Here is a 15,356-nt window from a genome sequence, read left to right as displayed (position 1 = left end):
CCATTGTTACCCGCTGTTGTTTTCTTGCTTCTGCTTCTCTTGCTACTTTATCCCTGTTCCTGTTTTTGCCCTAAATACCTAAAAACGGTTCTAAAACGCTGGCCATCGGCCGGTAAGAACCGCAAGTGAACGTTTTGCGGATTTCTCTATTGCTACTCTTGCCGATTAAAGTCGGTGTTGCCTGTTTTTGGCTTGATTTACCCAAAACGGCTCCAAAACGGTGGCCATCGGCCGGAATGAGCTGCACTTAGATTATGCACGAATTTTACATCAATTCTTCTTCTGCCACAATCGCTGGTAAAAGTCGAGCGGCGCTATCTTTCTTTTGCTAAGCTAACTAAATTCTTCTGCTACTCTTGTTCTTGATTGCCAATTTAGCCGATAATTTTTCTGCTGTGACAGCTGATTTTTATTTTTTCAATTGCGGGTAACGGCTGGGCTAAACGGCGGCAGAGGCCGTCGGCCGAGGCTGGCGTTTAGCTGTTGTTGTAGCACGTTATTCTATTTTCTTTTCAATTTGAGCTTGATGAAGTTTCCTTAATCTAATACCAAGAAGTTTATTGTCTGCATATGCCGATAATGTCGTTCTTAAATCAATCTCATGTTCTGATTTTGTTTCGGCGTCCATTGCTATAATGATATTCGCTTCATTTAATCCACTTATTGAGATTCTTGAATACTTCTTCTCAAATTCTTTTACTGTTTTAAGTTTACTTGCTTTATAAGCTGGCCAATCTGTTAGATTTCGCTTTTTCAAGTCTTGATTTTTTTCAGCGAACTTATCCAAGTTTCGTTTTATAGATTCACCTAACTGCTCATCAGGTGCGTCAAAATTTAACACTTCAATTTCCTCTTGCTCATAGTAAAGCCAAGATTCATCAACAAAGAAAGGAGCAACAAGTATTTTATCATAATCGGCGCTCAAATAAACAGCAATCATTTTCGAAAACTGTTTCTTCTCCTTTTTTGACTTAAACCAATTCATATTATTAATGTGCTACAACGGTCTAGTATAAACAGCGAACGAGGCCGTCGGCCGAAGCTTGATGTTTATACAGTGTTGGCAGGAGCTATTTTAATTTTTCCCATTTGTCAATCAAGTCAGATTCAATCAAGTTTTTCATTCCGTATTCATTGAACTGAATTTTGCTGTTTTCACAACCCTGCATAGGACATCTGTCATGAACAAAACGAATAGGAGCACCGTCATGCTTAGTACAATATGGAGTTAAATCAGAAATGAAAGGTGTATCAAAATCGAAAAAGACGCCCCATCTAAGTAAGATGCTTGCATCAGTAATTTCTGTTTTATTAAATTCTCTTAGCTTTCTCTGCTTTTTGTTGTAGAACTCGTTGTTCTTGTTAAACAACCTCCGTCCTATCAAGTATATTAGAGATGCAAAGCCTAAGAAAAAGAGGATTTGATATACTTCAATTTCTTTAGTTAAGAATTCCCCAACTTTCACAGATTTAACTTCATCCCATTTTATTGATGCACCCCATAGCTTATCAAAAAGATAAACTAGGAAGCCTGAGAAAGCAACTGCTAAAAATGGTAATACCTTTTTCATTCCAATTTTCTATGTATTGAATTTATTATTGATTTTAGTTACTGCCAACGGACTAGTATAAACAACGAGCAAGGCCGTCGGCCGTGGCTTGATGTTTATACAGTGTTACCTTTAGTTGTTTTTATTTTTTCTTATCTCCTTGGTTTCAAGTAAAGGTTAATGTTTAGCGTTTGTAATTTATTCGTAAATTCTATAGAATCGAGTGGAATGGGTTGCGTCTCTTGCTTCTTGTCAATAATCCAGAATTTGATTTCACTTTTATATCTATCTTGTAGATTTCTTGCTATGATATATTCTGAGTTGAAATCGTAATGCGTTACTTCTTCTGGAACAATAGTTTCACCGCCACTTCTCTGCCCACTTTTCCCAAGTAAGATTTGGGATTCCTTTCCATCTCCAATGTAATAGTAGTTATTTCCCAATTCTTGAATATTGTCCGTTTGGTTAAATATGCAGGATTGAAAGAATAGAGCCAAAGGAATCAGGAAAGTCTTCCTCATTATTAATTATAGTTTACAATTAAAGGTAACGGCTCGGCTATGCGGTCGGCTGGGAGACTGAATCGGAGATTCATGTCGGACGGCTGGCCGCTTGCAGGCAGAGATGGAACGTCGGCCGTAGGAAAACCCAGCTGCCGTATAGCCATTGTTACCCGCTGTTGTTTTCTTGCTTCTGCTTCTCTTGCTACTTTATCCCTGTTCCTGTTTTTGCCCTAAATACCTAAAAACGGTTCTAAAACGCTGGCCATCGGCCGGTAAGAACCGCAAGTGAACGTTTTGCGGATTTCTCTATTGCTACTCTTGCCGATTAAAGTCGGTGTTGCCTGTTTTTGGCTTGATTTACCCAAAACGGCTCCAAAACGGTGGCCATCGGCCGGAATGAGCTGCACTTAGATTATGCACGAATTTTACATCAATTCTTCTTCTGCCACAATCGCTGGTAAAAGTCGAGCGGCGCTATCTTTCTTTTGCTAAGCTAACTAAATTCTTCTGCTACTCTTGTTCTTGATTGCCAATTTAGCCGATAATTTTTCTGCTGTGACAGCTGATTTTTATTTTTTCAATTGCGGGTAACGGTTAGGCTAAACGACGGCGAAGGCCGTCGGCCGATGCTGGCGTTTAGCTCTTGTTGTATGGCGTTGTTCTTTATCGTTTGCCACGCGCATTTTTCTTTCCTGTTTTCGGCCTGATTTCAGGAAAATAGCCCGAAAACAGAAAATCGGAGCTTTTTGCTTTTCATTGTCCGTCTGTTTTTGGCTTGATTTCGGAAAAACAGGCCGAAAACGCAATCCGTCGGTTTGCACGCATTGTAGATGAATTTCCTGCGCAAACGCAACGTCAATTCCTCGTCTGCTTCTTTTGCTCCGTTTGCTGGTCAAAGTCGGGCGGCGCTTCCTTTCTTTGCCAAGGTATCTTAATTCTTCTGCTGAGTTCTTCTTTGGCTTTTGCTACTCAAGTCGATAAATTTTTCTGCAAAGACAGCTGATAAAAATTCTTTCAATGCCATACAACGGCCTCGTGTAAAAGACGTGCTAGGCCGTCGGCCGTGGCATGACTTTTACACAATGTTAGCAACAGGCTTTTTTTATTCTTTATCCCAGTACTGCTCCATTAATGGAAGTCGCTCGATTACTTTTTTAGCCAACTGCTCATATTTATTACCGTTATCCGTCATGTGAGCCTTATCATATCTAAACCAACTGTCTGTTCCTTTATCTTCTTTGATAGAGTCGGGATAGATTCTTAGACGTTCATTAAGGTCGTGAGCTGTCAATTTGTTTAGTGGAATTTCTTTACCCCAAGAGGTTTTGAAATCGGGTTCATGCCAATTAGCTAACTCTATCACAAATCCGCCTCCATACTTGTCGAATTGGAAAGTTAACAGATTTGTCCGTCCGCTTTTTGTTCTTCTGAAATGGGGAAAGGTACCTTTGAAATCCTTCTCGCGTATCACGGGTATAAAGATTTCTTTTAGCGCGTTAATCATTTCAGTTCTTTCTTCACTCATATTTAAGCTTGTTGCTAACGGTTAGTATAAAAAACGTGTGAGGCCGTCGGCCGAAACATGGCTTTTATACAATGTTACATGGCGTAGTTTTTATAACTCTATTCTGACTTTTTTACCTTCCATGACACCCTCTGCATAAATCTTCCCGTCATTATGCTCTATGGAGAGGGAGTCAAACCCATTCTTGATTTTTACTTGGCCTGTCGTGTCAACGACGTACCACTTTCCATCTCTCTCTATCTGGCCATGGTACCAGTTGAACTCATATATGCCATCATTGCTGAAAGGTGAGATGAGTTTCCCCTTGTAATTAATAAATGCATACTGATTGTCTTTTACGACAACGGAGACACCGTTCTTGAATCCCCAAACCGTATCGAATGGTATGGTGGAAACCAAGTTCTCTTTTTTATCAATCATGAAGTATTTTCCCTTGTCTTCCACGACAGCGGTTCCCCGATAGAATGGAACGGCATGTTTAAACTTAGGCTTTATCAGCCAGTTTCCTGTGGTGTCGACATAGCCATACAAGGAATCCTTAAGCACCAGGGCGGAATAATCATCTACTAAAACATAGTCGAACTGCGGCCTGAACAGTACCTTGCCAGTCGCATTGATAAGACCGTATTTGTAGAATTTGTAATCATTGTATGCCCTTTTGCCTCCTGAATCCACTAGGATGAATCCGTATTCCTGCCAGTCTTGGATGTAATCGAACTGGGCAGGAAGGATGATATTACCTACGGAGTCATGTAGCCCTTCCTTTCCCTTCTCCTCATAGATGTAGACAGTCTCCTTTATCTGCCCGATTGGTCGCATCAGTACGTCTTCCTCCTTGCTCGGCACTTTGCAAGAGGCGATTAAGCATAGAAGTAGATATAGGTAGCTTTTCATTTTCTTTCTATGCCATGTAACTATTGTATAAACCGAACCCTATTCGGCTTATTGGCTCCTTGGGCGGAGGAGAATGTCCAACGTCCTGAGAGTTTCCAAGGTACATACAAACAAGTTCATCTCAAAAAAGCAGGCAGTAACCTTAGAAATCAGGTTTTTAAAGCGTCAAGTGGCTTTTTGCGGAAGAGGAGAGGACCTTTAGCCGTTTTTTTATCCGGATAGATCCGTTTATAACCGGATAAAAAAACGGATCTGTTCCTTCAAGAAGCTGCAACTCTCTGGTAAGGGAGTGGGCGGCAAGCAGGGGCAGGAAGAAGGGTTGGCCCCAAAGGCAAAACGAACGGGGTACCGCAGAAAAACAGAAAGGCACCGGGTAGATGCGCCCGGTGCCTTCCAGCAAGAGAGTAAAATTTGATTGTATTTATGTGATAGGTTTTCTGATACGTACTTAAATTAGCAAGGTAGGCGGTGCCAAGGTGTTGCTTTCAGGCCGCAAGCCTGGCCTAGAACTGGATTTTTTTGGCGTGAATCATGAGCAGGGGCAGGTTGGCGAAATGGGTTTGCTCTTGCTCCGTTTGGAAAAGCGGTTCCCAGGCATTCACCGTATGGGTGCCCATCACCAGCATGTCGGCTCTTTGGTTCTGGCAGAACTGGCTAATGCCTTTCATGGTGCAGGCATTTACTTCCACGTGCAGGCTCAGGCGCTGGTACGAGATGCGTTTGCTTAACCGTTGCAGTTCTTCCATGGCAAACTGACGGGCCGTTTCGTCCTCTGTAGGGAGTACGTGCACCAGTTGCAACTGGGCACCAAAGTAACTGGCCAGTTTCAGCACCAGGGTCATGTCAGACACGCAGAAGCCTCTCAGGTCGGTGGCCAGCACCATCCTGCGGATAGGTTTGAACGAGGTTTTGTTCGGGATCATGAGCACCGGGCACGCAGCCTGCCGCACCACATGGCCGGTGAGCGACTGGGTCACAATCTCCTTCATGCCCTGCTTAGACGAGGCAGCCAGTACCACCAGGTCGGCTTTTTCTTCCAGCGCCAGGTTGGTGATGGCCCGGTGGGTTTCCCCGTGGCCCAGTTTGGTCTCGTAAGAAACCGGAATGCCCCACTCGGTTGTCTCCAGGGCCGCCTTAATGCGCTTCAGCTTAGACAGCTTCTTCTTCTCCTGGCACAGTTCTTCCGGGGCCGGGGCATCCAGACTTCCCCCGGCCGGAACCAGGGCTGCTGCCACCGGTTCAGCAATGTTATGGAATAAGATAATGTTAGAATTGATCCGTTGGGCAATTTCATCTGCGTACCTGATGGCGTTTTCAGAACTGGCAGAGAAATTTGTCGGACATAGAATAGTAAGCATATATAATTGAATAATATTTATTTGCAGACGAAAGTTACTAGGAAAATAGTTCCTCTCAAAATGACTTTAATCATGAAATAATTAGAATATTCGGTAAATACTCCTGTGTATTTCTAAAATAAGTGAATAAATACGGAGGGAGGTAGCTGATAGGATACCATGGCTTTAAATAAGTGATTGATAACCAGTAGGGAATACAGATGGACCTTGGTTAAGTAAATGCCAAGGAAAAAACTTATGTAAAACAGGAATTAGATTTATAGAACCATTCTAAATAAAGATTGACTTTTTGCATGGCGCAGGCTACGTAGTTTTGCTAAGTTAAAGCCAATTTTAAGTCAATTTCTGGAATCCTTAACTTGAGGGTAGCATAATTCTAATGAAAAACGTCTGTGCGCCGCACCTGCACGGGTTTTGAGGTGCGGTGAACCCAGCGTGATGGCCTTTGTGCTTGGGAGAAGCAGAGCAAAGGAAGAGAAGGCGCGGGTCTGGCAAGGCGTTGGGCTATCCCTAGCCAGCAGAGGCAAGCAGGGTGGAGGGAGCCTGGATCACAAGCCCTCCATAGGAAGCAGAGCGCCCACCAGTGGGGCAAAGCCTGCACTACTCCGGGCTTATTCCACAAGCCGGACGGTTACGTAGCTGTTGGTATTACGGCCCTGGTCATCCAGGCAGGAGATCTTGAGCTTGCCTGCCTGTTCGGGGGCAAAGAAAACCGGCTCGTCACGGGGAGCAGCTTGCAGAAACCGGTCGTTCACGTACCAATACACCTTTTTTACCTCATTGTGGGCGTGGCATTGCAGCATTAGTTTCTGCTGATCGGCTTTTTCCAGCAGGTACTCCATGCCAGCCGTGGGCGAGGCAATCACCGGGGCCCATTCCTGGAAGATTCGGCTGCAGCCTGGGTGATGCGGCGGCAGGGCTACATAAGGCAGGTGCTGCTGCACAAAGTAGGTGAGCAACTCGGGCGGATGGTTGGGGTACCATTTCTCCTGGTAGTCTCCCTGGGGCAGGCAGTGGGGGCAGTAGGCGTACTTCCCGTCTACTGAAACCGCTACTTTCTTGAGATGGGTGCATTTGGTGGTCCTGGAGATGCCGGGCAAATAGGTGTCTACCACCAAATCCTGACAGAACGAGTTGGCCGGCAAGCCGCTGTGTAGGCAAACCCTGCGGGTGCCAAGGGTGGCCGGGGCCTTGTACCAGTGATTGGGGCTGTTGTAGTCCAGGGTGTTGAAGATGGAGAACAGGAGCGGGGTGGCCGTATCGGTGCCGTTCAGTTCGGGCACGCCCTCGCCCGAGAAATTGCCTACCCACACGCCTACCGTGTACTTCTGGTTGTAGCCAATGCTCCAGGCGTCTTTGCGGCCGTACGAGGTACCCGTTTTCCAGGCGATTTTGGGCAAATGGGCACTATTCTGGGCATTGTGGGGCAGGTCGGGGCGCTGTAGCTGAGTCAGGATTTGGTTCACCATGAAGGTGGCTCCGGTAGAGAGCAGCTGTTTTTCCTGCCGGGAGGTGTCCTGCTGCAGCCAGCGGGTCGGCGCGTGCTTTCCCTGGCGCGCGAAAGCCGCGTACAGCGTGGTGAGTTCCTCCAGGGTCACGCCGCAGCCGCCCAGGATCAGGGACAGGCCCAGTTGGTCGCCCTTTTTCTTCATCTGCGAAAACCCGGCCTGTTCCAGTTTCTGCACGAACGGAGCCACGCCCACCTGGTCCAGCAGCTTCACCGCCGGAATGTTCAGCGAGGTGGCCAGGGCGCGCTCTATGGTGATGTTGCCGCTGTAAGTGCCAAAGTAGTTTTCGGGGCGGTAGCCGGCGTAGTCAACGGGCACGTCGGTGATAATGGTTTTGGGCGTGATCAGCCCTTTTTCAAAGGCCACGGCGTACAGGAAGGGCTTTAGCGTACTGCCCGGCGACCGCAGGGCGCGCACGCCGTCTACCTGGCCGCCGTGCAGCACATCCGTGAAATCGGCGGAGCCGAGGTAGGCTTCCACGGCCCCGGTCTGGTTGTTGAGCACCAGCACCGCCGCGTTGTGGATGTTCTTGTAGTTGAGCTGCTGCAGGTAATTGTAGGCCAGCTGCTCCACTTTCTCCTGCACCCGGGGCTGAAGGGTGGTCCTGACGCTGGCTTGCCCCGGATGCTGCCGGAACATGCGGTAGGCAAAGTGCGGCGCCATGCGGGGCGGGGCCAGCCGTTGGGCGTTGAGCGGCTCCAGCAGGGCATCGGCAATGGCCTGGCGCGGGAAAGCCTCCTGCCGCTGGTAGTACCGCAGCCACTTGTTCCGGAACGCCACAATGCGCGGGTTCTGTAGCCCGATGCGCAGGCTGGAGGGCTTGTTGGGAATCACCGTGAGGGCCACCGCCTGCGCCAGGCTTAGTTCCTTAGGCGATTGCTGAAAGTACAGCACCGAGGCCGCTTTCACACCCTCAATGTTGCCGCCGTAGGGCACCAGGTTCAGGTAAAGCTGTAGAATCTCCGTTTTGCTGTACCGAGCTTCCAGTTGCAAGGCCCGGAACACCTCAGTGAGTTTGTGCCAGTAAGTGCGCTCGTTGGGGTACAGCAGCCGCGCCACCTGCATGGTGATGGTAGAAGCCCCTGAGGTGGTTTTTCCCTGCGCCAAGTTCTTGAGGAGCGCCCGGCCCACGGCCACTGGGTTCACGCCGGGGTGATAGTAGAAGTACCTGTCTTCCTTCAGCAACACCGCCCGCTGCAGCACCGGACTAATTTCATCGGGGGCCAGCTGCATGCGCCATTTCTCGTCGGGGCTCAGGAACGAATGCAGAATGCTGCCATCGGCCGCGTAGATCACGGGGGAGTATGAAATATTTACCCTAAGCGGAAACAGCACGTTCAGCAGCAGGAACAACCCCAAAGTGCCCGCCACGGCCACGGCCACCCTGCGCGCCCACCGCTTCGCCCTGGCAGGAAAGAGGGTGGAAAAGTCCGGTTGTTTGCGAGTGAGGGGCATGGGGGCTGGGGTAAAGGTTACGTGGGTTTCAGTTTAGGTTAGAACCGTAGCCTATATGTGTTTTAAGGCGGATTCTTCAGGCTTTGGTAAACGAGGCCAAGAAGTTAGAACCGTAGCCTATATGTGTTTTAAGGGCAATTTCCGGAAAACAGGTCAAAAACTACAATCATTTGCAAGCATCATGCGTTCAGAACCTTCTTTGTTATCTGAGATCTCATCTGTCCTCTACAATTTCTTCTTGTCACCATAGTTACCATCTGCCATCCACAATCCTCTCTTTTCATCCACCGTCTTCTCTTAGCTTCCACCGTCTTCTCTTGGCATACACAATTTCTATCTGTCACGTACTGCCTTCTCTGAGCATCCACACACCTCACCGGTCGCTCGCAGTCTTCTCCTGCCAACCGTAATCCCCACCTGATAGCCGCCATCTCCATCTTCCATTCGCAATCCTCACCTGCCATCAACAGCCTTCTCTCATCATGCACCATACCCACCTGACATCCACAGTTTTCCCCTGGCATTCACCACCTCCATCTTACATCCGCAACCCACAACTGCCATCATTAGTCTGCACTTATCATTCTCAATCCCCACCACCTATTATCCGCAACCCCCATCTGTCATCCTGGAAGGATCTTGTGGGCGAACTAGACAGACTTTGGACAAGCGCCATTACCGTTGGTAACCAAGATCCTTTCAGGATGACAAGAGGAGGAGCCCCATATAGTAGAAGAAGCTTTCCACATTCAACTTGCGGCACCTTCCAGGATGACAAGAGAAAGAGCCAAGAGAAGGAGCGAAGAGAATAGGAGTCAAGAGAAGAGAATCAAGAGGGCGAGCCAAATGGCTTCCAATTGTCCGGGTTCTCAGGTCTCAGCCCCCAATCTTCCTGCCTGCTCCTTTTCCTAACGCTGTTTAGAGGCTGTTTTCGTCAAAACAGCCCTTAAACGCTGGCCTGGCGGTTACCGCACCTTCATGACCCCCGCGCCGTGATAGGAGTGGTACTCGGCGTTGTACATGGCATCGGCGCCCACGGGGCCCATCTGGAAATCGCCCTTAGACACGGCCCGCACCTGGTAGAAGAAGTACTGGGGCTTGGGGCGGGCGGTGGCATACAGGTTGATGCGGTCATCGCGCATATCCAGGTGGTCTGGAGTGGCCGGGGCCATGGCCTGGAGCCAGCCGAACTCGCGCGAAGTCATCAGGCGCGGGTTCTCCACCTCAAAGCCGGCGGGCAGCAGGTCGGTGATGGCCACGTTGGGGATGGTGCGCCCGTCCAGCGACTGCAGCGCCAGCCGCACCACCACCAGGTCGTTCTGCCGCACGGTATGGTGGGTGATTTCCTTACCGTTGCGGTCAAAGAACTTCTTCCTGACCTGCAGTAGATGGTCTTCCTGCCGGTAGTGGCCGCTTTGGCTAATGCCTTCGGTCTCCCAGAAATAGTACAGCGTGCCCTGGCCCTTGCTCCGCAGCGTGACCGGGGCGTTTTTCAGCTGGTGGGTGAGCCGCAGGTCCTTGCCGGTGAAGGCCCCCACCACCTTTCCTCCCTGCAGCACCTGCGCCGACAGATTGCCGCCGCTGCGGCTGGCCAGTTTGCCCAGGGCCAGCAGGGCGAACGCGCGTTCCTGGGTATTGTACCAGCGCGCAGACCGCAGTTCCTGCGAGAGGTGCCGGGCCAGCGTGGCCACCTGCGGATGGTCTGGGTTGGCCTCCACCAGGCTGTTCAGCGAGATAGCCCTGTCGCGCAAGGGCGAGTAGAAGGAGCCGTCCAGCGCCCGCACCGAGGTTTCCCCGGCAAAGGAACGGGGTAGCAACTGCCGGAAGCTTTCCAGGCCGCCGTTGAGGGCGTAGGTGCTGGCCAGCAGGTAACGGGAATCCAGGGACAGCAGGTCGGGCTTGGCTTTGTAGTAGTTCATGGTGGACCAATCGGGCTGGTCCGCCACGCTGAGCACGTACAGCGAGTAGGCGCTTTCATGGGCGGCAACGTACTTGCTTTGCACCCGGCGGGCGGCGTCATAGAAGCGGTACACCTCGGTGGCCTTGCCTTTTACCATGCGCTGCAGGTAGGAGAGGGCTCTGTCCAGTACTTCCCGGCTCACGGGGTAGCCGGCCTTGCGGGCCTCCAGCAGGAAGTGGGTGGCGTAGGCGCTGCTCCACCAGTCGGTGTGGGTAGCGCCGGGCCAGTAGGTAAAGCCGCCGTCGTACTGCTGCATGCCCTCTATTTTGGTAATGGCCTCCTGCACCAGGTACGCCGGGTTAAAGGTGCGGCCTTTCTGCTCCTGGTGCAGGGCCCGCGCCAGGTCAGCGTAGTACAGCAGCGGAAACGCCGTGGAAGTGGTCTGTTCCAGGCAACCATGCGGATATTGGAGCAGGAACGAAATATCATCGGTGAACTGCACCAGGGGCGAAGTGCTCACCACCAGCCGGGAACTGACCGAGGTAGGCAGGTAATCTTGGGCAGCGGGTAGCTGCACGGTAGCGGCGTTCTTCAGCGTACCCGATTGGGTGGTCTGCGCCAGCGGGGCCGCCGGCCGAACGGTGAGCTGGGTGGTATTGGTGAACTGCTCGCCCAGGGCTTTCACGGCCACCTTCACCGTAGCTTGCCCAATGGCCGGCGTGGCCACCAGTTTGTACTGAACCTGCCGTTCACTGTTGGCTCCCGCCGTAGCCGAAACCATAGCCGACCCTACCACCCGCAGCGGCCCCGTCACCGAGATAGAACTGCTGAACGGCGCGTTTTTGGCGGTGGTGTTGCTAAGAGTCACGGGCACGTATACCGTGTCTTTGGGACTCAGGAACCGGGGCAGGGCCGCGCTGATGACCATGGGGTCGGCCACGCGCATGCGCTTCTCGGCGGAGCCGAAGGCATTGGCTTTGTAGGCCACCGCCATGATGCGCACCGCCCCCGAGAACTCCGGTAGCTTTACCTGCACCAGGGCTTCGCCGCTGCCGTTGGTCTTGAGACGGCCGCTCCAGAGCGCGACCAGCTTCACCCGTTTGGAGGTTAAGGGGTTGATGCGTTTTTCCAGGTCATAACCGTCGCCGCCGGTGCTGGAGCGGGTGCCGGTCAGTTCTGGGAACAGAAACGGGTACAGGTCAAAGGCCTGCACCTCCAGGGCCCGTTTCTGGTAGAAGAAGCCGTGCGGGTCGGGGGTCTGGTAATCTTTGAGCTGCAGAATGCCCTCGTCCACCACCGCCAGGGTCACCTCGGCGTTGGGCGCGGTTTTGATCCTGATGGGCTGCGTACGGTTAGACCTGGAGCTTTCCGGGGCCGTGATAGCCACCTCCAGCCAGGTGTCTTTCCGGGTGACGTGCACCGGCTTAAAGCCCCGCGCAATGGTGAGCGGCAACTGGCTGTCCTTTACCTCCCGCAAGGCCACCGCCGAGATGTAGGCCGTGGGCAGGTGCTCGTCCAGGATGGGCAGCTGGAGCGAGGCCGCTTTTTTATCGGTTTTCAGGTAATGGTAGCTCAGGACCTTGTTCTGCTCCACCGTCACCAGGATCTTGCCCGCAAACGGCGACTTGAACAAGACGCGGGCAGTTTCGCCCACCTCGTAGCTTTCCTTGTCCAGGGCAATGTCTACTTCGCCCTCAGTGTTCACCTCAAAGGACGTGCTCTGGGTATCGCCCCAGCCGTAGGCGTAGAACTCCCGGGCCACGTAGTGGTGGGCCCCGGGCCGCATGACGCGCAGCTCGTACTCGCCCGAGGAGGAGGGCAGGAACTGCACGTCTACCCGTCCGGTTTGGTCGGTTTGCAGCACGGTGTTCAGGAGCACGCTGGAGCGGCGCTGCGATTTGTAGTTGTAGTTCTGGCTGTACCGCTCCACCACGGTCTCATAGGTGTAGCGCACCACCTGTACCTGTACCTGGGCCGGCGCGGGGCGGCCCCGCGCATCCAGGGCCAGCAGGGGCACGCGCAGGGGCTGGCGGGTGCTCACGTAAGGGTCAAACTTCTTGAGCCCGTAAAAAATAGGCTGGGTGTTTACGGTAAACCGGTTCAGGCGGTTCACGGGGCGGCCGGTCTCGTCGAAGACGGTGGTGAAGAGGGAGCCTTCCAGCTGGCCCACATCGCGCAGCTCGTCCAGGGCGAAAGTTTCCTGTCCCTTGCCCTGGGCATCGGTCTGGCCCTGGCGTACGCTGTTCTGCAGCAGGGCGTCGCCGGACTGGTTCAGCTCAAAGTGGAAGTCGGGGTACTGTTTGGCTTCAAAGGGCTTTTTCTTAAGGCTCAGCTGCACCTCATAGGTTCGCCCGGCGGCGGGAGGGCCAAAGAGGTTCTGCGCGGTGAGGTTTACCTGCACGTGCTGGCCCGGCACAAAATCGGTCTTGTTGAGTACGGCGGTGACTTTGAGGCGGTCGGGCATGAACTCCTCCACGCCAATCTTGCGTGCGTTCAGGAGTACGTCATTGCCCGAGTAGGCTTCCAGGGTGTACGTGCCGGTCACAACCGAGGGGCTGAGCACAAAGGCCGTTTCATACGCACCCTCCTGGTTGAGCGTGCCTTTCTGGCTGCGGTATTCTTTGCCGTTGGGCAGCAGCAGCTTTAGTTTGATGGGCAGGCCAGCCACGGTTTTCCAGGCAGGGGTGCGCACCAGGGTGTTCACGTGCACGGTGTCGCCGGGGCGGTAGAGGTCGCGGTCGCCGTACAGGAACGCGTCGTAGGGGAGCTGGTCCAGGCGCTTGCCACCCACGTCAAAGCGGGAGGTGTTCACCTGGGTCTGGGCGTAGGGCAGGTAGTTGAAGTCATCGCCCTGGCGGGCGGTGATGAGCCCCATCTTGAAGCCGGCGGCGGTTTTGTCCATGTTGGGGAACCGGGCCACGCCGTCCTGGTTGGTAGTGGTTTTGTGCACCACCTGGTTGTTGGTGCTGATGAACCTGACTTCTACCCCGGGCAGGGTCTGGGCTGTTCTGATGGAATTGGCGAACACCAGCACCTCGTCTTTGCCCTGCTTGGCGATCAACCCGATGTCAGAGACCGAGATGATCTTGGAGTCTTTGAGCCAGTTGTTCTCGGTGCTGGAGACGGTGATCACGTACAGGCCCTTGAAGTTGCTGTCAAAGTCCAGGTCGGGCAGGTTGAGGTGGAGCAGGTGGTGCTTGCCTTGCCGGGGCAGGCTGGCGGCCTCGTACTCGCGCTCAAAGATGGTCTTGCCGTTGGTCTCGTTCACCGCGTAGTACGCGTTCTCATAGTATTCTTCCGTCTGCTCGTCGTAGTACCCGTCATAGGTCTGGCCTTCCTGCAGGTAGCGCAGGATGTTGTTCTCAAACACCTTGCTGATGCTCACCTTCACGCGGGGCACTTTGGTAAGGTCCAGCGCCAGGTTGCGGGCGCCCTGGCTGCTCAGGTAAATGCTTTTCTGGTGCACGAAGGCCACCGTAGGCTTGCCCGAACTAAACGAGACCGGATATTCAAAAGCCTTGCCCAGCGGTTCGCCTTCCACACCGCTCAACTCGCCGGAAACGGCCAGCCGGTAGCTCTGCCCCGAGGCGAAGTCGCCGCTCAGCACCAGGCCGTTCTCCAGCCGCTCCACCGTATACTCCCGCCGGGGAGTAAGCGTCACCAGGGCGTTCACGTCGGGGTTGACCACGGGTTGTGAGGTGAGCACGTAGATCTTGTCCTGTCCTTCGGCCTGGGCGGTGACCACTTCCAGCACCTGCATCTTGCCGCGGCCGGGCAGCAGTACGGTTTGCTGGGTAGCTTCTGGGGTTTGGTACGTGCTGCCGGGAGTGGAGAGGCCTTTGGCCAGGTGCACCCGCACGGGCATCGGGTTAGGATTGGCCAGGTCCAGCCCTTTCACCCTAATGGCTACCTGGTCGCGGGTGCCGTTGCCCAGCTCTATGGGAAGTTCGGTGGTGCCCTGGTACACTTTCAGCTTGTCGCGCAGCACGGCAAACGGCACCGGGTAATTAAAGGCGAACTGCACGTTGGCCACCAGTTGGGTGGGGTTGTTCTCGTTCTGGGTCCAGTAGGCTTTGGCGGAGTTCAGCTTCAGGTAGGGCGTATGGAATTTAAAGTCCTGCCCGGCCGGAATCTTGTAAGGGGTGGCGCTGTGCCGCAGCAAATCAGGGGTGAGTTCGGCCTGGTAACTGGTGCTGGGCGCGAAGGCCTGGGCCGGCGAGAACACCAGCTCGTTGGGGGCCGTCCATTTGAACTTTCCCTCTACGCGAGGCGTGAACCGCAGGTACGGAATGGTGTCCCATTGGTTGAGCAGAGAATCAGTGACCAGGTCTTTGTCAAAGGTGAAGACCAGGTTCTGTTCCTGCGAGATCTCTGACTTGAAATTCTTCTCTTCCAGCCGGAGTTCGTCGCATTTGCCCCGGCAACCAACGAAGGCCAGGAAGAGCACAAGCGCAAAGCAGGAAAGGGTGCGGAGCCGGTGGGGGGCTGTTTTTGGGGCGGGCATGGTCTGCGGGCGTGGCGTAAATTCTCCTCTAAACTTAGGAATAGTTTTAAAAGGAGCAGAACTATCACAGGAATTTATTTTAGGACAATTCTATCCTTGATCTCCCTTATAAATGGGGCTTTTACGGTTGTCCCATCGCCAATGAACCCGCACCGGATG

The 15,356-nt window shown here is 52.9% G+C and carries 8 protein-coding genes; all 8 read right to left on the bottom strand.

Annotated features, from left to right (window positions below; all coding sequences use genetic code 11):
• Positions 1-496: 496 nt before the first annotated feature.
• A complete protein-coding gene (locus JT718_RS19015; RefSeq protein ID WP_205504379.1) occupies positions 497-985 on the bottom strand; it encodes a hypothetical protein in 489 nt (162 codons plus the stop codon).
• A gap of 85 nt (positions 986-1,070) precedes the next feature.
• A complete protein-coding gene (locus tag JT718_RS19010; RefSeq protein ID WP_205504378.1) occupies positions 1,071-1,571 on the bottom strand; it encodes a hypothetical protein in 501 nt (166 codons plus the stop codon).
• 131 nt (positions 1,572-1,702) lie between these two features.
• Positions 1,703-2,071 carry a DUF3997 domain-containing protein gene (locus JT718_RS19005; protein ID WP_205504377.1) on the bottom strand — a complete coding sequence of 123 codons (369 nt, stop codon included), beginning with the start codon at positions 2,069-2,071 and terminating at the stop codon, positions 1,703-1,705.
• 1,084 nt (positions 2,072-3,155) lie between these two features.
• Positions 3,156-3,578: a DUF4304 domain-containing protein gene (locus JT718_RS19000; protein WP_205504376.1), complete on the bottom strand. Its 423-nt coding sequence runs from the start codon at positions 3,576-3,578 to the stop codon at positions 3,156-3,158.
• Between the two features lie 90 nt (positions 3,579-3,668).
• Positions 3,669-4,472 (bottom strand): WG repeat-containing protein, encoded by an 804-nt coding sequence (locus tag JT718_RS18995; protein ID WP_205504375.1) that lies wholly within the window; start codon positions 4,470-4,472, stop codon positions 3,669-3,671.
• 503 nt (positions 4,473-4,975) lie between these two features.
• On the bottom strand, positions 4,976-5,830 hold the full coding sequence (locus JT718_RS18990) for a universal stress protein (protein ID WP_205504374.1): 855 nt from the start codon (positions 5,828-5,830) through the stop codon (positions 4,976-4,978).
• A 611-nt stretch (positions 5,831-6,441) separates the two neighbouring features.
• Positions 6,442-8,793 (bottom strand): penicillin-binding protein 1C, encoded by a 2,352-nt coding sequence (pbpC, locus tag JT718_RS18985; protein WP_205504373.1) that lies wholly within the window; start codon positions 8,791-8,793, stop codon positions 6,442-6,444.
• 965 nt (positions 8,794-9,758) lie between these two features.
• The gene (locus tag JT718_RS18980; protein WP_205504372.1) at positions 9,759-15,197 is read right to left on the bottom strand and encodes an alpha-2-macroglobulin family protein; all 5,439 of its coding nucleotides are present in this window, start codon (positions 15,195-15,197) and stop codon (positions 9,759-9,761) included.
• Positions 15,198-15,356: the final 159 nt, after the last annotated feature.

The sequence above is a fragment of the Rufibacter psychrotolerans genome (genome assembly GCF_016924645.1).
GTDB classification, from domain to species: Bacteria; Bacteroidota; Bacteroidia; order Cytophagales; family Hymenobacteraceae; genus Nibribacter; species Nibribacter psychrotolerans.
This window is presented reverse-complemented; position numbering and strand designations above follow the sequence as displayed.